Annotated in this window: 17 protein-coding genes and 1 other RNA gene; 13 read left to right on the forward strand and 5 right to left on the reverse strand. The window is 64.0% G+C overall.

Annotation, left to right across the window (positions count from 1 at the left end; all coding sequences use genetic code 11):
- Positions 1-30 precede the first annotated feature (30 nt).
- Positions 31-2,574 carry an acetyl-CoA carboxylase carboxyltransferase subunit alpha gene (locus tag ACMNI9_RS03435; RefSeq protein ID WP_418830874.1) on the forward strand — a complete coding sequence of 848 codons (2,544 nt, stop codon included), beginning with the start codon at positions 31-33 and terminating at the stop codon, positions 2,572-2,574.
- A gap of 66 nt (positions 2,575-2,640) precedes the next feature.
- Here ACMNI9_RS03435 and ACMNI9_RS03440 read toward each other — a convergent pair whose 3' ends face one another.
- Both ACMNI9_RS03440 and ACMNI9_RS03445 read right to left on the reverse strand, forming a co-directional pair.
- Positions 2,641-5,922: an SNF2 helicase associated domain-containing protein gene (locus ACMNI9_RS03440; protein WP_418830876.1), complete on the reverse strand. Its 3,282-nt coding sequence runs from the start codon at positions 5,920-5,922 to the stop codon at positions 2,641-2,643.
- 70 nt (positions 5,923-5,992) lie between these two features.
- Entirely contained in the window at positions 5,993-6,616 is a 624-nt protein-coding gene (locus tag ACMNI9_RS03445; protein ID WP_418830878.1) for an NUDIX hydrolase, read from the reverse strand.
- Between the two features lie 101 nt (positions 6,617-6,717).
- On the opposite strand from ACMNI9_RS03445, the gene ACMNI9_RS03450 reads away from it, so the two are divergent.
- Positions 6,718-7,497: a plasmid pRiA4b ORF-3 family protein gene (locus ACMNI9_RS03450; RefSeq protein ID WP_418830880.1), complete on the forward strand. Its 780-nt coding sequence runs from the start codon at positions 6,718-6,720 to the stop codon at positions 7,495-7,497.
- Between the two features lie 73 nt (positions 7,498-7,570).
- Here the strand turns inward: ACMNI9_RS03450 and ade are convergent, their stop codons facing one another.
- A complete protein-coding gene (gene ade, locus ACMNI9_RS03455) occupies positions 7,571-9,379 on the reverse strand; it encodes an adenine deaminase (RefSeq protein WP_114567568.1) in 1,809 nt (602 codons plus the stop codon).
- A gap of 233 nt (positions 9,380-9,612) precedes the next feature.
- Here ade and ACMNI9_RS03460 point away from each other — a divergent pair, with 233 nt between their 5' ends.
- From ACMNI9_RS03460 to ACMNI9_RS03500, 9 genes are all read left to right on the forward strand, one after another.
- Positions 9,613-10,665, forward strand: a complete 1,053-nt coding sequence (locus ACMNI9_RS03460; RefSeq protein WP_225748935.1) for a GNAT family N-acetyltransferase — start codon at positions 9,613-9,615, stop codon at positions 10,663-10,665.
- 171 nt (positions 10,666-10,836) lie between these two features.
- A complete protein-coding gene (locus ACMNI9_RS03465) occupies positions 10,837-11,292 on the forward strand; it encodes a YhcH/YjgK/YiaL family protein (protein WP_114567566.1) in 456 nt (151 codons plus the stop codon).
- Positions 11,293-11,299: 7 nt separating this feature from the next.
- Entirely contained in the window at positions 11,300-11,641 is a 342-nt protein-coding gene (locus ACMNI9_RS03470) for a GIY-YIG nuclease family protein (protein ID WP_418830883.1), read from the forward strand.
- 120 nt (positions 11,642-11,761) lie between these two features.
- A complete protein-coding gene (locus tag ACMNI9_RS03475) occupies positions 11,762-12,043 on the forward strand; it encodes a hypothetical protein (RefSeq protein WP_418830885.1) in 282 nt (93 codons plus the stop codon).
- Positions 12,044-12,080: 37 nt separating this feature from the next.
- Complete coding sequence (locus ACMNI9_RS03480) at positions 12,081-13,232, forward strand: M42 family metallopeptidase (RefSeq protein WP_225748937.1); 1,152 nt, start codon at positions 12,081-12,083, stop codon at positions 13,230-13,232.
- A 15-nt stretch (positions 13,233-13,247) separates the two neighbouring features.
- Entirely contained in the window at positions 13,248-13,712 is a 465-nt protein-coding gene (gene smpB / locus ACMNI9_RS03485) for an SsrA-binding protein SmpB (protein WP_114567562.1), read from the forward strand.
- A 50-nt stretch (positions 13,713-13,762) separates the two neighbouring features.
- On the forward strand, positions 13,763-14,422 hold the full coding sequence (locus ACMNI9_RS03490) for a hypothetical protein (RefSeq protein WP_418830886.1): 660 nt from the start codon (positions 13,763-13,765) through the stop codon (positions 14,420-14,422).
- A gap of 232 nt (positions 14,423-14,654) precedes the next feature.
- Positions 14,655-15,023: a transfer-messenger RNA gene (gene ssrA, locus ACMNI9_RS03495) on the forward strand.
- 303 nt (positions 15,024-15,326) lie between these two features.
- A complete protein-coding gene (locus ACMNI9_RS03500) occupies positions 15,327-16,997 on the forward strand; it encodes a L,D-transpeptidase family protein (protein ID WP_418830887.1) in 1,671 nt (556 codons plus the stop codon).
- Between the two features lies 1 nt (position 16,998).
- On the opposite strand, the gene ACMNI9_RS03505 is transcribed toward ACMNI9_RS03500, so the two are convergent.
- Both ACMNI9_RS03505 and ACMNI9_RS03510 read right to left on the reverse strand, forming a co-directional pair.
- The gene (locus ACMNI9_RS03505) at positions 16,999-17,484 is read right to left on the reverse strand and encodes an aminoacyl-tRNA deacylase (protein WP_418830888.1); all 486 of its coding nucleotides are present in this window, start codon (positions 17,482-17,484) and stop codon (positions 16,999-17,001) included.
- A 9-nt stretch (positions 17,485-17,493) separates the two neighbouring features.
- Positions 17,494-18,432 (reverse strand): AEC family transporter, encoded by a 939-nt coding sequence (locus ACMNI9_RS03510; RefSeq protein ID WP_114567559.1) that lies wholly within the window; start codon positions 18,430-18,432, stop codon positions 17,494-17,496.
- Between the two features lie 116 nt (positions 18,433-18,548).
- On the opposite strand from ACMNI9_RS03510, the gene murI reads away from it, so the two are divergent.
- Together murI and rdgB are read left to right on the forward strand one after the other, a co-directional pair.
- The gene (gene murI, locus ACMNI9_RS03515; RefSeq protein WP_418830890.1) at positions 18,549-19,466 is read left to right on the forward strand and encodes a glutamate racemase; all 918 of its coding nucleotides are present in this window, start codon (positions 18,549-18,551) and stop codon (positions 19,464-19,466) included.
- A 52-nt stretch (positions 19,467-19,518) separates the two neighbouring features.
- Positions 19,519-20,121 (forward strand): RdgB/HAM1 family non-canonical purine NTP pyrophosphatase, encoded by a 603-nt coding sequence (rdgB, locus tag ACMNI9_RS03520; protein WP_216529647.1) that lies wholly within the window; start codon positions 19,519-19,521, stop codon positions 20,119-20,121.
- Positions 20,122-20,127 lie beyond the last annotated feature (6 nt).

Raw genomic sequence — 20,127 nt, forward strand, 5'->3', positions numbered from 1 at the left:
TCGCGTGTCCGGCAAGCGGAAGGTCGTTCGATGAAACAGCGTAAGCAGAACTACATCACCATCGCAACCGACGGGGCGATGCTGTCGCAGAGCGGTGCTATGCCGGCGGTCCGAGCGGCGGAGGGTTCCGCCGACGTCGTGTACCGCCTGACGCGCATGGCGGCCGAGGCGGCGGGGGCTTTCCCGGATGCTCCGAACGCGCTCGACGCGGTGGACGCATCCGTTTTCTCCGAGGCCGTCGGCGCGGGTCGATGCGCTTCGGGGGTTGACGTTGCGGCCGATCGACCTGCTCCCGTGGCTCTTGTCATGGCCCGCGCGAAGACGGCGCGCCGCTTGTTTCCCGCGGTGGTCGAGGCCGGGTTCGCGGCGTGCGCGGCGTATACGCAGGATCGTCGCTACGACTCGCACGTGAAGGCGGCTGCGCTGAGCGTTTGCCTGGGCGAAAAGTATACGGACGCCCTGTTCAGCAACGCGCACGCCGTGTTGCAGGCCGCTTCGGAGTGCCAGGCGTCCTGCATCTTGCTCTGCGACGAAGCCGTTGCGCTTTCGGAAGTCGACAGCTTCCTGGCGCGCGCTGCAGCGCGCGGCGTGCGCGTGTTCAAACCGCTCAGCGTCGAGTCTCCTCTGCTCGGCTGGGTGCTCTGCTCCACGGAAAAGACGGCAAACGGCACGGAAGCCTGGCGGGCTTGCCATGCGTGCGGCCTCAAGTTCGATGCAGCCAGCGTGGCCGCAGGGCATTACGTATGCCCGTCGTGCGGCACGTACCTGCGCATGTCGTCGGCCGAGCGCATCGACGACCTGCTCGACGCGGGCAGCTTCGTCGAATGGAGCCGATCGGTGCCTGAAACCGATCCGCTGGGATTTCCCGGCTACGAGGAGAAGCTGGCCGCGCAGCGCGATAAAACCGGCTTGGACGAGGCCGTGCGCACGGGCGAGGGCCGCATCGCCGGCTTGCGCGTTGCCATCGGCATCATGGAGTCGCAGTTCTTCATGGGGTCCATGGGATCGGTCGTGGGCGAGAAGGTGGCGCGGCTCGTGGAGCGCGCAACCGACGAGCGCCTGCCCGTGGTGGTGTTCACCGCGTCGGGCGGCGCGCGCATGCAGGAGGGCCTGGTGTCGCTCATGCAGATGGCGAAGGTGTCGTTCGCGCTCGACCGTCATGCCGAGGCCAAGCTTCCGTACATCTCGGTGCTCACCGATCCCACGACGGGAGGCGTGACCGCGTCGTTCGCCATGCAGGGCGACGTCATCTTGGCGGAGCCGCGGGCGCTCATCGGGTTCGCCGGCCAGCGCGTGATCAAGGACACCATCAAGCAGGAGCTTCCCGAAGGCTTCCAGACCGCCGAGTTCGCGCTCGAGCACGGGCTGATCGACGCGATCGTCGAGCGCGAGAACCTGCGCAGCGCGCTCGCGCACGTGCTGGCCATTCATCTGGCAACCTCTCCTGCGGGCGCGGGGAAGAGCGGGCACGAACCAGGGGACCGGGAGATATTCGTCAGCTACGAAGCCGTGCGCGACAACCTGGCGAACGGCACGCATACGTACAATACCGTGACGTACGGGAACCTCACTCCGGAGGGCGCGTCGTTGACCGAGGCGACTTGGGCGCCGGCACGGTTGAGGGATCGCGTCGCGGGCTTGATGGGCGGTTTCGCGCGCAGCGATGCGGCATCGCGCAGGCGTCTGGAGCGTGCGCTCAAGCGAGGCGGGTTCGACGCGGACGGTCGGCTGCCCCTCGAAGACGGCGCGCCGTCGTCGTCGGCTCGGGGCGAGGTCGCGCTCTCGACGCGCTCGAACCGCGCATGGGAAAGCGTGCAGCTGGCGCGTAACGTGCATCGTCCCACGGCGCTGTCGTACATCGAGTCGTTTGTCGACGGCTTCATCGAGCTGCACGGAGATCGCGCGTTCGGCGACGATGCCGCCATCGTGTGTGGGCTGGGCTGGATCGACGGGCACGCCGTCACCGTGGTCGCGCAGGAAAAGGGCCGCGACCTGAAGGAGCGCATCAAGCGCAATTTCGGCTGCCCGCAGCCGGAAGGCTATCGAAAGTCGCTGCGCATCATGCGCCAGGCCGAGAAGTTCGGGCGTCCGATCGTGTGCCTGGTGGACACGCAGGGCGCGTTCTGCGGCACCGAGGCGGAGGAACGCGGGCAGGGCAACGCGATTGCGGACAACCTCATGGCGCTGGCGGGCATGCGCGTGCCGGTGGTGAGCGTGCTTCTGGGCGAAGGCGGTTCGGGCGGCGCTCTGGCCCTGGCCGTTGCGGATCGCGTGGCCATGCAGGAGCACGCCGTGTACTCGGTTCTCTCGCCGGAAGGGTTCGCTTCCATCCTTTGGAAGGACCGCACGCGCGCCCCCGAAGCGGCGGCCGTCATGAAGATGAGCGCGCACGAGGCCTGCCAGATGGGCATCGTCGACGCCGTTCTTCCCGAAGGCGCCGGCCCCGCCCATGAAAACCCCGAAGCGGCTGCTCAAGGCGTTCGGGCCTACGTGGTCAAAACGCTCGAGGAGCTTGGCGAGCGTCCTCTGGACGATCTGCTGAAGCAGCGCTACGAGCGCTTCATGAAGTTCTAGGGCGAGCAAGACGGCCGGCGGGGCCGGTGGGGCGGCGATCGCTGTCCTACCGGCCCCGCCTTCGTTTTATCCTTGCAGCAGGTCGATAAGGTCGTCGCGGGTCAGGTTCGCAAGCGAAACGCCGCTCGCTCCAACGACTTGGCTTGCCAGCTCGCTTTTCGCTTGCTGCAAACGCACGATGCGCTCCTCGATGGTGTCCTTGGCGATCACGCGCTGCACGCTCACCACGCGCGTTTGGCCGATGCGATGGGCGCGGTCGGTGGCCTGGTCTTGCGCGGCTGCGTTCCACCAGGGGTCCGCATGCACCACGACCGATGCGCCGGTCAGGTTAAGGCCCGTCCCTCCGGCCTTGAGCGACACCAAGAACACCGGCGTCTCGTCCTCGTTGAACGAATTGACCAGGGCCAGGCGCTTCTGCTTGGGCGTGGCTCCCGTGATGGTGTAGTAGGCAACGCCCGCTGCGCTCAGGCGCCGTGCAATGCGCTCCAAAAAGCTGGTGAACTGCGAGAACACGAGCGTCTTCTCGCCGGCGTCCATAGCGGAGTCGACCAGTTCCATGATGGCGTCGAGCTTCGCCGCCTGGCCGCCGTAGTTCTCGTAGAGCAGGTGCGGATCGCAGCAGAGCTGCCTCAGCTTCGTAAGCTCGGCAAGAACCTCCACCTTCCGCTTCCCGAAATCGTTGTTCTTCCTGTTGTTGCGCTGCTCGGTCAAATCTTCGCGCAGGCGCTGCTCGTGCGCGGCGTACAGGCGCTGCTGCTCGCCCTCCAGGTGCGCGTAGACGATGGACTCGAGCTTGTCGGGCAAATCGGCAAGGACGTCGGTCTTCAAACGGCGCAGCATGAAGGGTCCCACCACGGCTTGCAGTCGTCGGGCCACGGCTTCGTCTCCGCCTACGACGGGCGCTTCGAACCGCTCGCGGAAGCGAGCGTACGGGCCGAGCAAGCCGGGCATCAGAAAGTCGAAGATGCTCCAAAGCTCGCTCAGGCGATTCTCCATGGGAGTGCCGGTCAGGGCGAAGCGGTGCGCGGCGTCGATGCGCTTGACGGCGCGCGTCGTGAGGGTGGCAGGGTTCTTGATGTACTGCGCCTCGTCGAGCGCGCAACAGAAAAACGAACGCCCCACGTAATCCGCCACGTCGATGCGCAGCAGATCGTACGAGGTGACCAGGACGTCGATCGGCTGATCGGCGGGCGCGTGCCCATCGCTTCGCGCGCTCTGCCCGTCGAACGCGGCATTGCGGATGCGCGCTCGTTCGCGCTTCGATCCCGTCACGGCCTGCGCGCGAAGCTCGGGCGCGAAGCGCTCGATTTCGGCAAGCCAGTTGTACACGAGCGAGGCGGGGCAGACGATCAGGCTCGGACCGGTTTCGCAGGCCTGGTCTCGTCGGGCCAGCAGAAGCGAGATCAGCTGAACGGATTTGCCCAAGCCCATCTCGTCGGCCAAGATGCCTCCGAACCCGGCGTCGCAGCGCGCCGAAAGCCAGCGAAAGCCCTCCGCTTGGTAGGGCCTGAGCGTGTCGGCAAGGCTGTCCGGCACATGGTACGACCGCTCGTCCACGTGGCGAAAACTCTCCACGTAGCGGGTGAACGACCGATCCCGCTCGAGGTTGTCCTCTTCGTCCAGGTAGAACGCGCGGTAGGCGGGCAGCTGGGCGTGGCCGGACGTCAGCTGCTTCGCGGTCAGGCCCAGGTCGGCCGCAAGCCGGTCAAGCTGGGACAGATCGAAGTCCCGCAGGTCCAGAAACGCGCCGCTGCGAAGGCGGTGGAAGCGCTTGCGCTTGCGGTAGCTGGCCAGCAGCGCGCTCAGCTCACGCGCGGGCAGGTCTTCGGAGGACACGGTCAGGTCGATCAGGTTGCCCGTCAGCGACACGCCCAGCGTTACCTGCGGCTTGCCGTCGCGGGTGAGCCGGTCGAACGCGGGCGTGGTGAACACGGTGCCCAGCTCGCGGAACTCGGCAAGGCCGCCGAACACGAGGGCTGCCACGGCTTCGTCGTCATCGATGTCGATGGAAGCGTCGAACGGGTTGAAGTAGCGCTTGATCAGGTCGACCGCCTTCGCCTCCATGCGCTCGTTGCGCAGGGGCCCCGCTGTTTCCTCGGCGGTTTCATCGTTGGTGAATCCGCAGATCAGGTAGCGCTTCTCGCCGTAGGCGGCCCAGGCGTCGCAGGTCACGCCCCGATCGTCTTTGTCGAAGAAGAACTCCAGCTGGCAGGGTACGGGCCGGTACGCCTCCACTTCGCGCGGCGCGCGCACGTGCAGATGCCGCTCGATGGCGGGCAGCGCGGCGGCGCAGAACAGCGGCATGTCCGCCTCGGCGATGAACAGCTTGCTCTCGTCGCTGTCGTAGACGTTGCGCAAGAAGTCGGCGCATTGCGCGAATTCGGGCGAGCAGCGGTAGAAGACGTCGTCTTGCCAAACGTACATGCGGCTTCCCTGTGCGGCAAGCACGATGTCGTCGCCGCGCAAGATGAGGTAGCCTCCCTGGTCGGCGGCGCGCAGGTTGATGTCTATGCTCGGATCGGCCTCGATGATGCGGGCATGGGTGATCGAGCGCGTTCCGTAGTCCGTTCCCTGCACGACGAACGGCCGGTCGTGCAGAAGGTCGAGCAGCTCGATCACCTCGATGTCCGAAAGCTGAAGGTCGCGTCCCACCTCGTCGCGCCCGCGGTAGCGCCAGAAGGCCGCTCCGTTCGCGCGCTCTCGCAGCGAGACCGCGCGGTCCAGAAACTGCGCGATGTCGCGTGCGTGCTCGGTGAGCAGGGCAGGGGCGTGCGTGAAGGCGAGTTTCTTGCCGTACGAGAACCGCTCGCCTGTGCGCATGCGATCCACGAACTCCGAGATGCTCTTCATGACGTAGGATCCCTGCGGGCCCGCTATCTTGAAGTGAGCCGACCAGTCGCGGTAGCCGTAGGCCACGGTCGTTTCGATGTCGATGGTGCCTTGCAGGTCGTTGTCGCTGGTCAGCTGTTCGGTACGCTTCATGAACTCCGCGATGCAGTTCGACGTGGCCGCGGTTTTCTTGGCGTGGTACCCCATGAATTTCTGGGGCTCCTCGTTGTAGGCCAGCAGCAGCGCCGCGCAGTGCTTGCACATGCCGTCGTACTCGCGGTAGGCGGGGCAGGTGCAAGCGTAGTCAAGGATGGCGTCGTCCTTTTCGTTGATCGCCACGGAGGTGCGGTAGCGGTCGTCCCATCCGCTGCTGCTTGCCACGAACGCGCTCAAGGTGGTCTCGTTGCCGTCGTAGCGCACCTGCTTCGTCAGGATGTTGCGATCCGATTCCGCAATCGAGCGCGCCCGCGCAAGCGTGCGGGATGCGCATTGGCTGCCGAGTTCGTGCTCTGAGATCATGGACGCGCTCCTTTCGCGATCAAACGCCCATTGTATATCGCGGGAACGTTTGTTTGCTCGCGGAATGCGCTCATTCGGGGCCTTCTCCATGCGAAGCCGATAGATGCGCGCTGCGCAGCGCATCGGGATCGACGAGGGCCAGCTTTTCGACGAGCTTGCGGTAGATGCGGTCGCGGATCCACGGCTCGGTGGAGGCTTCGCACGCTTCGGCAAGGTCGAACCAGCGCACGTCCGCGTTCTCGTCGGGCTTGCTGCGCAGCGGGTCGCGGAGAGATGCGACGGCCAGGTAGGTGACGTTGAGGTGCAGGTGCGAGCCGACGTACGCGCCGCGCTTCTCGTGGCCGTTCACGGTAAGAACTTCCAGCGAGAAGATGCCGCCCGGCCCGCAGGGCACCAAGCGCGCCCGCGCGATGCCCGTCTCCTCTTCCAGTTCGTGCAGCGCGACGCGCGCCAGCTCGCGCTCGCCGTCGGCGTGCCCGCCGATCCACGACCAGGAATCGTAGATGCGGTGGTAGACCATGAGGGCTTTGGCCGCGCAGGGGTCGACCGTCCAGATCGAGCACGTCACATGCGCGGGCGACGTGCGGTCGAACGCATGCGGATCGGCCTCCAGTCGCTGAAGGATGGTCGTTCGGTCCGCGGCCTCCTGCTGGTTGAAGGGCCGGTACGCGCGTATGTCGTCGATGAGCGTCACGAGGACATTGTACGGCGAGCCGGACGCGGGCGCCAGACGATTCCACGGTGCTTTCTGTTACACTTCACCTTGCTGAACGACAATCAAGAAGGAGGCCTTCCATGACGGCCAAAATCATCGAGTTTCCGGGCGACAACGGCTCCTCATCGGCGCAGAAGCCCACTCTTTACCAGATCAAAGCCACAATCCTCGAATCGGAGCCTCCTATTTGGCGCAGGATCCTGGTTCCCTCCGGAGTGGACATGGGCCTGCTTCATGAATCGATTGCGAAGTCGTTCGACTGGGCCGGCTATCATCTGTACCTGTTCGAGAAGGACGGCGTCTCCTACGACGCTCCGCAGCTCTACGACGACATGGCGACGAAGCCCGCAGGAAGCGGCGCGCATTACGATGCGGAGAAGAAGGGCGCGGCCGAAGTGCTGCGTCCGGGAGACAAGCTTCTGTACACCTACGACTTGGGGGACAACTGGGAGATAGAGCTGGAGGTCGAGGACGAGGTTCCCGAAGCCGACATCCTGGTTCCCTTCTTCCCGATATGCGTGGACGGCGCGCGCCTCGCCCCGCCGGAAGACTGCGGCGGCGTGGGCGGGTACGAGGACTTGTGCCGCATCTTGGCGGATCCCTCCGATCCTGCGCACGGGGAAATGCTCGATTGGGCCGGTTACGAGAGCGGCGCGGATTTCGACCCCGAGTTCTTCGACGTCTTCGGCCTGAACGAGTCGTTCGCCTTCGACATGGTCGATGAAATGGAGGCCGATCTCATTCCCGATGACCCCGAAGAGCTCAAGGAAATGTGCAAGAGCCTCCTGGTCGAGAAGATGCTCATGATGATGAGCGTATCGATGAGCATTAACCTCAAGGAAGACGACGCGGTTCTCTAGCCGAGCTTTTTGTTTCCCAATAAAAAGAGAAAGCCCGGCCGCTTCGGCGTGCCGGGCTTTCTTGCGAGCGGGTTTACTGCGCGGCCAGCAGGCTTGCGAACTGGAACGTGGTGCAGTCGACCAGCCCTCGGTTCGTCAGGCGCAGCTCGGGCAGACAGGCCAGGGGGATGAGCGCCATGGTCATGAACGGCGAGGGCATCGTGCAGCCGATCTTTTCCCAGGCGCCTTCCAGCGCATGCACCTTCGCGCTCAGCTCTTCGGCGGGAAGCGCGTCCATGAGGCCGGCGATGGGCAGTTCCACCAAGCCTAGGATCTCGCCGTCGGCTACAACCACCATGCCGCCTCCGCAGGAAGCCAGCGTGTTCGCGGCCAGCGCCATGTCGTCGTCGTTCGTGCCGACTACCAGCAGGTTGTGCGCGTCATGCGCCACCGTGGACGCCATGGCTCCGCGCTTGATGCCGAAGCCCTTCACGAAGCCGTAGCCGAACGTGCCGGTTTCGTGGTGCCGCTCGAATACGAACGTCTTGAGCACGTCGAGCCCGGTGTCGGACTCCAGAAGCCCTTCGATCACCGGCAGGTCCACGTGCGTTTCGAACGTTCCCACCTTTCCCGGTATGACTTCGATGGTGCGGATGCGCGCAGCCGTGTTCGACGCTCCTTCGGGCACCGGCACGGCGAACGTCTCGGGCGTGATGTCGAGCCCCAGGTGCATGGAGTGCGTTACCCATGCGGGGAACACGAACGGCTCCAGGTCGAACGTCGGCCTGCCGTCTTCGGCGACAACGTCGCCGTCGATCAGGACGCGCGTGACGCGCAGGTCTTCCAGGTTGTCCAGGAACACGATGTCGGCGCACTTGCCCGGCGCGATGGAACCCAGGTCGTGATCCATCTGGAAGCACTGGGCGCAGTTGATGGTGACCATCTGGATGGCGGTGACGGGGTCGATGCCCAGCTCGACCGCCGTGCGCACGATGTGGTCGAGGTGCCCGTCGGCCACCAGGGTGTGAGGATGCGTGTCGTCGCTTACGAGCACTGCGTAGCGCGTGTCGATGTCGTTGCCGGTCACGGCTTCGGCCAGCACCGGCAGGTCTTTCCAGGCGGATCCGTAGCGCAGCATCGCGTACATGCCGAAGCGCATCTTGGCCAGTGCGTCTTCGGCGCGCGTCGATTCGTGGCAGCAGCGCACGCCCGAGGCGATGTAGGCGTTCAGTCCTCGGTCGGTTTCGGGCATGGAGTAGTGGCCGGTCACGATCTTGCCGGCTTCCAGCGTGGCTCCCACTTCGCCGTGCGCGTGATCGGTGCCGCCCAGGATGCCGGGGAAGTTCATCATCTCGCCCAGCCCGACGACGCTCGGCCAGCTCATGGTCTCGGCAACGTCTTCGGGGCCGACGAACGAGCCGGTGTCCTCGAAGCCGGGGACCGCGGGCACGCACGACGGGGTGGTGATCATGGTTTTGAGCGGCGTGCGATGGGCGTCCTCGTCCATCACCTTCACGCCGTCGAGTCCCAGCACGTTGCAGATCTCGTGCGGATCCATGTAGATGCCCGTGGTGCCGTGGGGAACGACGGCGCGCGCGTATTCGCCCACGCCCATCATCGACGATTCCACGTGGATGTGCCCGTCTAGGAATCCGGGCGCGATGTACTGTCCTTGCGCGTCGATGACCTGCGTGCTTTCGCCGATGCAGTGTTCGGCGCTTCCCAGGTAGGCGATGCGCCCTTGCGCGATGGCCACGTCGATGCCTTCCTGGATCTCCGCGGTGCAAACGTTCACCAGCTTGGCGTCTCGAATCACGACGTCGGCCGGCTTTTGCCCTTGCGCAACGGCAGCGAGCGTCTTCGAGCATTCCCAGAGCGGTTTCTTGCAGAAGTTGTTGATCATACCGGAGCTCCTTCGACGGGACGGCGCCATGCGGCGCACGGACTGGTACGGTCATTATCTGCCTTGCCGGCCGGATCGTCGAGGGTGCTTCCCGGGTCTTCAATCGGAAAGCGCAAGCGTGCCGGGCCTTGCCGAGCTCCGTGTGCCCGGCTGGTGCCGTTCGCGCGCGGCCCGATGGTACAATGCAGAAGGAAACGGGGCGGTGAAAGAGTCGACGGAACGGACGGTGCTTCATGAAGATAGCGGCGAGCGCGTGTTTGCTGGGCGCCCCGTGCCGGTTCGACGGCGCCTCCAAGCCATGCGCGGACGTACTGGCCTTGCGCGATTTCCACGAGGTGACGCCCGTGTGCCCCGAGGTTGCGGGCGGTTTGAGCGTGCCGCATCCGGCGTTCGAGATCGTGGCTGAACAGCGCGCGCTGCGCGTGGTGGACCGTCAAGGCACAGACGGAACCGACGCGTTTCTTGCCGGAGCGCAGAGCGTGGTCGATTGCGTGCGCGCCCAAGGCTGCCAACTTGCAGTGCTGAAGTCGAAAAGCCCTTCGTGCGGCAACGGCCTTATCTACGACGGGACGTTCACCGGCACGCTCGTTGCCGGGTACGGCGTGGCTGCGCGGGCGTTGCGCGCCGAGGGCATTCGCGTGCTCGACGAGAACCAGCTACGGGCGTGCGTCGCCGCCAGCGTCGCTCGCGATCCGGGCGCGTTGCCCGCCGTGCTCGCGTCGTCGTCCGCGCAGTGCCCTGCGCTCCAAACCGAGCGCCTTGTGCTGCGCCCGCTTACCGAGGCGGACATCGACGACGTGTTCGCGTACTGCAGCGATCCCGCCATCGGGCCGGACGCCGGGTGGGCGCCGCATCGCACGCGCGAGGATGCGCGCTTCTTCGTGGAAGAGATCGCTTCGGCACCGCACGTGTTCGGCATATTCGAGCGTTTCGAGGACGGTGCATGCGGGCCGTGCATCGGCTCGATCGGCCTTATCCGCGACCCGCAGCGGCGCAACGTCGACTGCCTCATGCTGGGCTATGCGTTGGCGAAGCGCGCGTGGGGGCGCGGCTACGTGACGGAAGCCGCACGCGAGATGATCCGTTACGGCTTCGACGAGCTGGGCCTGCTGCTCGTCTCGTGCACCTGCTACCCGTTCAACGATCGCTCCCGGCGGGTCATCGAGAAGTGCGGGTTCTCGCGCGAGAGCGTGCTGCATGCGGCGGAGCCTTCTCATGACGGGATGCTTCAGGACCTGTTGCTGTACTGTTTGGCCAGGGAGGATTGGCGCGCCGAACGGGCGTGAGACCGGGCGGCCTGCTGCGTGCGGCTCGCGGGCTCGCGCATGCGGCGCCGCAGGGCTTGCGGGCCGGGCGCCGTTGGCGGCGGCAAGGTGTATACTGCTGCACGAACAATGCCGAACGAAGCGGCGCGCCCACAGCACGGCGTTGCCGCGAGCCGCTATGAAAGGACACCCATGCTCGTTACCCCGCTCGCGCATGCTGCGCAGAACGACTATCTGGCCGAACGCTTCCGGAAAGCCTACGAGTTCCTCTCGCGCGACGACTTGGCCGCGTTGCCGCTCGGACGCGTCGACATCGACGGCGACGACGTGTTCGCGAACGTGCAGGAGTACGAGACCGTTCCTGCGCCGGACAAGCGCATGGAAGCCCATCGCCGCTACTACGACGTGCAGTTCGTGGTTTCGGGCGAGGAGCTGATTCAGTACGCGCCGCTCGAAGGCATGATCGAGATCGGCTCGTTCGACGAAGATTCCGACTTCGGCGTGTACGGCACGCCTCCGGGGTGCAGCAGCATCGTGCTGCGCGCGGGCCAGATTGCCGTGTTCGCCCCCGAAGACGGGCATAAGCCCGGGTGCTCGTTCGGCGCGGCGAAGCATGTGCGCAAGATCGTCGTGAAGGTGCGGGTCTAGCGTCGCCGTGCAGGCCGATTCGACGGACGCCGTCCATTACCTGTACGTGATCGAATGCGCGGACGGCACGTGGTACACGGGCTACACGGTCGACGTGGCCGAGCGCGTGCGCACGCACAACGCGGGCAAGGGGGCGAAGTACACGCGCTCCCGTCTGCCGGTTCGCCTTGTCGCGCAGGCCGCGTTCGCAACGAAGCGCGAGGCCATGAGCGCGGAGTACCGCTTCAAGCGCCTGTCTCGACCCCAAAAGGAGCGCCTGGTTCGACGGGCTTTTCAAGAGCCGTTCGACCAGGTGCTTCGTGCTGCTCTGCCCGATGCCTCCCATGAAGGGGAGGCCGACGGCTCCTGATTTCGGGTCGTCCGGTGTCAAGGGCGTGACGGTTCTTCGAAGTCCCGCGCTCGTCATCGCGAGCGGTGCGGCTCGTGGTAAGATTGCTCACAAGCACCAAGCATTGCAAGAAGGACGGATATGCAAACCTACATCGCCCATTACTCTTCCCCCGTCGCTTCCGACGCTCGAGCGAAGGGCCTGTTCGAATTCGAGAGCGAGTCCCGTGCGGGAACCAAGGGCAACCAGCGCGATGCGCGCCTGAAGATGCTCGAGCTGTACGGAAAAGACGCCGTGTCGTGGAGCATCGTGAAGGTCGAGCGCAAAAAAGCCACCACGGTGGCCTGCGACGAGCAGCTGGAACTCGATTTCCGAGCGCCGAAGCTCGAGCGCAAACGCGCGAAGAAGAAGGAATGGTGGTAGCCGCGCGCGAAAGCGGCATCGTCTCATAAGGAGCATCATGAAGAAAAACCAGGTGAAATACCTCAAGCGGCTTTTGGAAACCCCGTCGCCCACCGGAAGCGAGATCGCGGTGGCCAAGGTTGTCCGCGAGCGCCTTGCCGACACGGCGGACGAGATTCAGACCGACGTCATGGGCTCGGTCCATGCGCGGCTGTTCGGGCGCGGGCTGGGTCCGTCGCTCATGCTGGCCGCCCACATGGACGAGATCGGCCTTATGGTTACCTACGTTTCCGACGACGGCTTTCTGTCGGTGTCTGCCGTGGGCGGCGTCGACGCGGCCATCCTGCCCGGCTTGCGCGTGGACGTGCACGCCTCCAACTCGATCGAGCCTCTGCGCGGCGTGGTGGGGCGCAAGCCCATCCACCTGATCAAGGCCGACGAGCGCAAGAACGTGACGCCGATCGATCAGCTGGTCATCGACCTGGGCATGCCGGCCAAGCGCGTGAAGAAGCTCGTGCGCGTGGGCGACGTCATCACGTTCGGCGTGGGCTTCGAGCGCTTCGGCAGCAACATGGCCGTGTCGCGCGCGTTCGACGACAAGGCGGGCGTGTGGGTGGTCACGCGCGTGCTCGAGAAGCTGGCCAAGGCAGGCCGTGCGCAAGGCGACTTCATCGCGGCCGCCACGGTGCAGGAGGAGATCGGCGTGCGCGGGGCAACCACGTCCGCATACGGCGAGAACCCGGACGTGGCCATCGCCTTCGACGTCACTCATGCCACCGATTACCCCGGCATCGAAAAGACCAAGTACGGCAAGATCGTGTGCGGCGAAGGCCCCGTCATTGCGCGTGGCCCCAACATCAACCCCGAAGTGTTCGAGCGTTTGGTGGCTGCGGCGAAGGCCGAGGGCATTCCGTACCAGATCGAGGCCGAGCCTGCGGTGACCGGCACCGATGCGCGCGCCATTCAGGTGACGCGCGGCGGCATCCCCACGGGCCTCGTGTCCGTGCCGCTGCGTTACATGCACACGCCCACCGAGGTGGTGTGCCTGTCCGACCTGGACGCCACGGTGCGCTTGCTGGTTCGCTTCGCGCTGGATCTGGACGAGGACGCAAGCTTCGTGCCGGGCATGGGCGGCTATGCGAGCGACGCGCAGGACCCGGCGGATTCCGACGTTGCGGCCGACGCGCTTCGCGAAGCCGCTGCGGAGTAGGAGAGTAACACGCTCATGAAACGCGAAGCGCAGACCATAGCCAAGAACCGCAAGGCGTTCCACGAGTACGAGATCCTCGAAACGCTGGAGGCCGGCATCGAGCTGACGGGCACCGAAGTGCGCTCGCTGCGCGAGAACCACTGCCAGCTGACGGATTGCTTCGCGCTCGTCCGCAACGGGGAGGTGTGGCTGCACAACGTGCACATTCCTCCCTACACGCACGGCAACATCGCGAACGTGGATCCGGACCGCAAGCGCAAGCTGCTGCTCCATAAGAAGGAGATTCGCCAGCTGCAAGAGCAGGTGAAGGAAAAGGGCATGGCCATCGTGCCCCTTAAGATGTACTTCAAGGAGAATTCGCTCGTAAAGGTGGAGCTGGCGGTCGCGCGCGGAAAGAAGCTCTACGACAAACGAGCCAGCATGGCTGCCCGCGATTCTCGTCGCGAGGTGGAGCGAGCGCTGAAGGAGCGCAACCGTTAGATGCCGAGCCGCGCCTCGCGCCGGTCGACGAAGTGGAAAAGGAGGCCATCATGGGCTTGGGCGAACAGCTGGAGAGCATGGAAGCCGGCGCCGAAACGGAGGCCGAGCTGATCGATCAGCAAACCGAGATCGAAGACGTCGAGGAATTCCAAGACGACGAAGAGTTCGATCCGCGCGACGACGAAGCGAACCTCGAGGAGGCGTACGAGGACTTCTTCGCCGAAGAAGGGCCCGACGGCGAAGGGGAGACCAGCCCCGATGGCGACGACGGCGGCCTGGCGGCAGTCGTCGAGCAGAAGACCGGAGTCGATCTGTCCGAGGAGGGCTTTCATATCGTAGGCGACGATGACGAGGAGTTCATCGACGAGCCTTCCGATGAAGACGACGGGTACGAATTGGTGGAGCTCGAGCTGGACGAGGACGATATCGTCCGCTATATCGAAGACGACGAGGGCAATCGCATCGGCTTCGTGCTCATGGAGGACGGCGAGGAGGCCGAGTACCTGTACGTCGAAGACGACGAGGACGAAGAAGAGGGTGCCGAGGAGGACAACGAATTCGACCTGGGCATCACGAAGGAAGGCGTTGCTCAGGCGACCGAGGACGTCAACGCCATCTACAAGGACGGCATCGCCGTTGCGGCTGAGTTGAAGGGTGCGTTCGACGACATCAAGAGCGCCCTTGATTTCAGCTCGCTTTTGAAGAAGTAGCGGCTGCTTGCCGAACTGCCTAGTTGCCTAGCTGAAGGGTCTTCGGGGAAGCGCTCGGAGGCCCTTCGCTTGACAAACCGGGATCACCGGATAGAATGAACGTTCGCGACGCATCCGACGCTTCGGCATTCCGATACGCCGGCAGGCGATGTCGTCGCGTGGACTTTGACAAGGTGGGGCTTATCGACCCTGGACGTTTCGCCGAGCAGGCGAACGGCCTTGCCTTATGCAAGGGGGCGACTGGTTTCGACATGGTACGTTTGAAATGAGGAGCAGGTCGTGGTCTCCTCGCCACGTTAAACAGGGGTACCGTCAATTTAATTGGCAAGAACAACACTCAGAGCGCTCCGGCGCTCGCCATGGCTGCTTAATCGCACCTGGCTGTCGGCCTTGGGATTTCCCCGACTCTCGGTCCGGCATCAACTAAGGGGAATGCGCTTGAGCACGTAGCCGGTATGGCTCAAGCAAAGATCGAACCGGCTAGGTTGGGCTACGTTTGTCGATGGACCGCGCCCGTCCGAAATCCGACCAACGACTAAGCTTGTAGAGCCTCATGGATTATGTAGTATGGACCGGAGTTCGATTCTCCGCGCCTCCACCAAGACAAGCAAGCCGCCAGATCGTGCGAAATCGCAGATCGGGCGGCTTTTTTTGTTTCAGGTTCGCATGGGGCGAGCAGGCTCGTCGGGCTGTTGCTTCAAGCGTGCGCAGGCAAGCGGAAGCCCGGGTTCGGACGCGTCGGTGGCAACCCAGCGCGTGGAAACGCCCCTGATTCGCGCCCAGCCCCGGGACTTCCGCGCTGCCGCCGAACGGCTCGTTAGTTGTAGCTGCTGCCGTTTTGTTACAGAAAAAGCAGCTTTTGCTTGCTACAATAATGCGACGCCCCGACCTCATGAGAGAGATTATGAGCGACAAGAAATATAACAAGGCTGCGCACGGCCGTCATGCCGCTGGCGCGCAGCGTCCGAACGATACCGATTCCGAGCAGGTAGTTTCTCCTGTTCCCTCCGATTCTTCGGCTCCCGATGCGACGGCCGCCATGCCGCCCGCTTCCGCTTCGAAGGCGGAGGACTATCCGTTGATGTACGCTTCCGAGCAGGTGTACGCGTCCCCCGACTCGCTCCATACGCTCTCTGCGGATGCGATGGCCGTTCCCCGTCGGCGGCGCAGGCCGTTGAAGGTGCTCGCCATCGCGCTGGGCGTGATCGTGGCGCTGGCGGCTGCTGCATACATCGGCGGGTCGGTGTACTTCTTCGATCGATTCATGCCGAACTCCGCCATTGGCAACGTGGACGTGTCGCTCATGTCCTCCGCGGATGCCGAGCGTTCTCTGGCATCCTCCGTCGAGGATTACAAGCTTACCGTGACCGGGCAAGGGTTCACGTTGAAGTTGACGGCTGCCGATGCCGGTCTGTCGCTTGATTCCGAAAAGATCGTCCAGCAAGCTCATGCGGATGTCAACCCGTGGGCGTGGCCCCTTGAGCTGGCGCGCACGCACGATGCTACCGACAAATTGGTTGCAAGCTTCAACGAATCCGGCCTTGAGCAGGCCGTACGTAAGGCTGCGGAAACGTTCAACGAAACCGCTACGCCGCCAACGGATGCCACGGTTGCCTACGATGAATCCGTAGGCGCATTCGTCGTGAAAGCAGAGGTCCCCGGAACCGCCCTTGATGCCGATGCGGTTGTGCGGGCGGCTGACGAGGCGTTGGTAGCGCTCGACCCCACGGCCAAGCTGACGGCCGACCATCTGAAGAAGCCGACCGTCCTCTCCTCCGATCAGCGACTGAAAGCTGCGGCCGATTCGGCCAACACCATGATCAAGGCGAACCTCACGCTCACTATGGGCGGAACCCAGGTGGGCGCTGTTAATCCCGACCTTGTTTCTCAGTGGGTCGTGCTCGGCGAAGACGTGAACGCTACGTTGAACGAAGAGGCTCTTACCGCGTGGGTCGACGGGGTGGTTGCCGCGTGCGACACCGTGGGCACGGCGCGTACGTACACGCGGCCCGACGGCAAGGTGATTACCGTCCAGGGCGGGCCTTACGGATGGGACGTCGATCGCGATGCGCTTCTTGCCATGGTGAAAGAGGCGGTCGCTGCAGGAAGCGTGCAGAGCGCGGAGGTTCCCACGTTCTCTTCGGGCACGGCGTTCAATGGCGCTGGCGCCCAGGACTGGGGCGCTCGGTACTGCGACATCGACCTGTCCGAGCAGTACGTTCGCTTCTACGATGCTTCGGGCGCGCTGATCTGGGAGGCCCCGTGCGTGAGCGGCACGCCTAACGGCGCGCACAATACCCCCACGGGTGTGTACGTGCTCAACTCGAAGGCTTCTCCGTCAGTGTTGAAGGGAACGAACCTGGACGGTTCGAAGTACGAGTCCACCGTGCAGTACTGGATGCCGTTCGTCGGCAACGTGATCGGCATGCACGATGCCGATTGGCAGCCGTATTTCGGCGGTACAAGGTACCAGGACGGCGGCGGAAGCCACGGTTGCGTGAACCTGCCGCCTTCGTCTGCTGCGGCTTTGTACGGCATCATTCAGCCGGGTGACGTGGTGGTTAGCCACTGGTAGGCTATACCACGGTCAGATCCGCTATGCCAAGCGGCATCATGCGCGCCAGTTCGGAAAGCGGCATTTCCACCTGGCATCCGATGCGCCCTCCGGAAAAGGCGATGCGCTCGAACAGCTCGGCTGTTTCGTCGATGGTCGTGACGAACTGCTTTTTCATGCCCACGGGAGAGCAGCCTCCGTGCACGTAGCCGGTGAGCGGTAAAAGCTCGCGCGCTTTGATCATGGCTACGGCTTTCTCGTTCACGGCCGCCGCTGCCTTCTTGAGATCGAGTTCGCAGGCCACGGGTATCATGAACACGTAGTGTTCCCCCGATTTTCCCTGCGTGACCAGGGTTTTGAACACGCGGTCCTGGTCGAGTCCCAGAAGCTGTGCCACCTCGACGCCCGACAGGGCCTCGGGGCAGTCGAAGAAGCGCGCTTCGAAGTCGGCATGGGCTGCTTCCAGTTCGCGTACGGCGTTGGTTTTCGTTTCGTGTTGCTTGGACATGGTTCGCTCCTACACGCCGCCCACCAAAGCGGCAAGAACGGGGATGGTTACAAGCGAAAGCGCGGTCGTCACGAACGTTCCGCGTATGATGGTGTTCAGATCTCCTCCGTAGCGCAGGCATAGGATGGTGCCGTTCGTCGCCACGGGCATTCCGTTCACCACGACCAGCACGCCGAGCAGCAGCGGGTCGGCAACGAAGGGGCTGAACGCAAGCCAGATGCATACGGGAATGATCAACAGGCGAAACGCCGCCATGATGTAGGTTCTGAAGTGCGTGACCATTGTTTTTACAGGCACGGTTGCCAGGCTCGATCCAATGATGAGCAGCGCCGCCGGCGTGGTCATCGAGCCCATGGTGTCGATGGCTTCGCCGAACACGCCGATGTCCGTCACGTTCAAAAGCGCGAGCGCCATGGTTGCAAGGCATGCGATCAGACTGGGGCTGATCAGGTTGCGCGCGCCTTCGCGCACCTGTTCTTTCAGGCTTCGCTCGGATTGGGAGAGCATCATAACGCCTGCGGTAAACACCAAAATGTTGAAAGGGATGTTGAATATCGCTCCGTAAAGAACTGCCTCGCGGCCGAAAACCGCTTCGAGCACCGGGTATCCCAGAAAGCCGGTGTTGCCGAACGCCAGCATGAAGCTGTACGTTCCGCGTTTCGAGGGATTGAGCCCGAACAGAAGCGGCACGGCGAAGGCGATGGCAAGGACCAGCGCGAACGCGAGGCACGAGAACAAAAGGATGGTTCCGATAGTGGCGGGATCGGGCAGGCTGTCGCGCGTGAGGACGGATGCCAGGATCGTGCATGGAAGGGTGATGGTCAGTACCAGGCGAGAGAGCATCTTGTCCGATTCCTCGCTCATGACGTGCAGCTTGCGCGCGACGAATCCAAGCGCCATGGCTAAAAACAGCACGATCATCTGGTATTCGATAGCTTGAAAGCTCATGGGCTTCTTTCTTCGGGGGTTTGTTCGGATTTTAGGGCAGCTGCAAGATTAGCAGAAACTATGGCAGCCCGGTGCCGATTCGGTGCATGAACCGAGCCTGCGGTATACTTGGATGCATGGACGATCTTCGAACATCTACCGAGTCGCGCGAGAGCGGATTGCGCATTCCTTACGACAACGCGCCGATCGGCGTGTTCGATTCAGGCTTTGGCGGGCTTACCGTTGCGCGCGAGATCGCGAAGGCCCTTCCGCACGAGTCTATCACGTACCTGGGAGATTCGGCTCGCTGTCCCTACGGGCCTCGCTCGTTGTCCGAGGTTGACGGATTCGTGCAGCAGATCGGCGGTTGGCTGGTGGAGCGCGGCGTCAAGCTCATCGTCATCGCGTGCAACACGGCGACGGCTGCCGGTTTGGCTCATGCTCAAAAGACGTTTCCCGTGCCGGTCATCGGCGTGGTGGAACCTGGGGCTCGTGCGGCGGTTCACGCTACGAAGAGTCGCCGGGTCGGGGTAATTGCAACGAAGGCGACGGTGGACTCGAACGCGTACACCGACGCCATCCGCCACATCGACGCGGGGATCACCGTGTTCTCGACGGCTACGCCCCGTTTCGTCGAGATTGCCGAGCAGGGCATTCGCATGGCCGAGGGACCCATTGAAAACTACACCTCGCTTGCGTCGAAGGTCTACATCCGTCCGGCGTTCCAGGAAATCGCGAAGGAGTATCTCGAGCCGCTCCGTCGATGCGATATCGACACGTTGGTGCTTGGCTGCACACATTTTCCGTTGCTGAAAGCGCTGATAGGCGGCGTGGTGGGGCGCGATGTCACGCTCATCTCGTCGGCTAAGGAAGCCGCGAACGACGTGATGCAGATACTCGGTCGACGCGGAGCCCTTGCTTCGTGCGACCATGTGCCGCGCTACGAGTTCTACACTACCGGAGAGGATGCCGAAGAATTCCGCACGTTCGGCAGCCGGGTGTTTCGCAATCCTATCGACGCCGCCGGGCGCGTGGACTTTCCCCCGTGCTCCTAGGCATTTTGCGTCAGCTACAGGCCGCTGGCATGAAAGAGACGAAAGGCATCGCATGAAAACGGTTGTCATCGCAAGCAACAATGCTCATAAGGCTCAGGAGATCGCCGAGGCGCTGGACTTTCCCGGTTGGGAGTTCGGCACGCTGCGTCAGCTGGGGATCCAGTCCGACCCTGCAGAAGATGCCGATACGTTTTTGGGCAACGCGCGCATCAAGGCGCGCGCGGCGCACGAAGCGAGCGGCGGGAAGGCCGTTTTGGCCGATGACTCCGGTCTTGAGGTCGACGCGCTCGACGGCGCGCCCGGCGTGTACTCGGCTCGTTACGCAGGCGAAGACGCCACCGATGCCGACAACAACGCCAAGCTTCTCTCAGCGCTTGCGGACGTGCCCGATCGCGACCGTACGGCGCGATTCGTGTGCACGCTCGTGCTGATCGACGAAGACGGTTCGGAGACGGTGGCGCGAGGTACCGTGGAGGGCCGGATCGGGCATGAGGAGCGGGGGAGCAACGGCTTCGGGTACGACCCGCTGTTCCTGCCGGACGTGTTCGCGGATGGCCGTACGCTTGCCGAGGCGCTTCCCGAAGAGAAGAACGCGGTGTCTCATCGCGGCAATGCCCTGCGCGAGCTGCGATCGAAGCTGGAGGCGAAGCGCTAGCAACCG

This window comes from Paraeggerthella sp., assembly GCF_048427265.1.
Taxonomy (GTDB): Bacteria; Actinomycetota; Coriobacteriia; order Coriobacteriales; family Eggerthellaceae; genus Paraeggerthella; species Paraeggerthella hominis.

Coding starts and splice junctions, on each gene's coding strand:
- ACMNI9_RS03440 (WP_418830876.1), bottom strand. CDS start 5,922: ATGATCTCAGAGCACGAACTCGGCAGCCAATGCGCATCCCGCACGCTT.
- ACMNI9_RS03475 (WP_418830885.1), top strand. CDS start 11,762: ATGCAAACCTACATCGCCCATTACTCTTCCCCCGTCGCTTCCGACGCT.
- murI (WP_418830890.1), top strand. CDS start 18,549: ATGGACGATCTTCGAACATCTACCGAGTCGCGCGAGAGCGGATTGCGC.
- ACMNI9_RS03510 (WP_114567559.1), bottom strand. CDS start 18,432: ATGAGCTTTCAAGCTATCGAATACCAGATGATCGTGCTGTTTTTAGCC.
- ACMNI9_RS03465 (WP_114567566.1), top strand. CDS start 10,837: ATGCTCGTTACCCCGCTCGCGCATGCTGCGCAGAACGACTATCTGGCC.
- ACMNI9_RS03490 (WP_418830886.1), top strand. CDS start 13,763: ATGGGCTTGGGCGAACAGCTGGAGAGCATGGAAGCCGGCGCCGAAACG.
- ACMNI9_RS03500 (WP_418830887.1), top strand. CDS start 15,327: ATGAGCGACAAGAAATATAACAAGGCTGCGCACGGCCGTCATGCCGCT.
- ACMNI9_RS03450 (WP_418830880.1), top strand. CDS start 6,718: ATGACGGCCAAAATCATCGAGTTTCCGGGCGACAACGGCTCCTCATCG.
- rdgB (WP_216529647.1), top strand. CDS start 19,519: ATGAAAACGGTTGTCATCGCAAGCAACAATGCTCATAAGGCTCAGGAG.
- ACMNI9_RS03460 (WP_225748935.1), top strand. CDS start 9,613: ATGAAGATAGCGGCGAGCGCGTGTTTGCTGGGCGCCCCGTGCCGGTTC.
- ACMNI9_RS03435 (WP_418830874.1), top strand. CDS start 31: ATGAAACAGCGTAAGCAGAACTACATCACCATCGCAACCGACGGGGCG.
- ACMNI9_RS03480 (WP_225748937.1), top strand. CDS start 12,081: ATGAAGAAAAACCAGGTGAAATACCTCAAGCGGCTTTTGGAAACCCCG.
- ade (WP_114567568.1), bottom strand. CDS start 9,379: ATGATCAACAACTTCTGCAAGAAACCGCTCTGGGAATGCTCGAAGACG.
- ACMNI9_RS03505 (WP_418830888.1), bottom strand. CDS start 17,484: ATGTCCAAGCAACACGAAACGAAAACCAACGCCGTACGCGAACTGGAA.
- smpB (WP_114567562.1), top strand. CDS start 13,248: ATGAAACGCGAAGCGCAGACCATAGCCAAGAACCGCAAGGCGTTCCAC.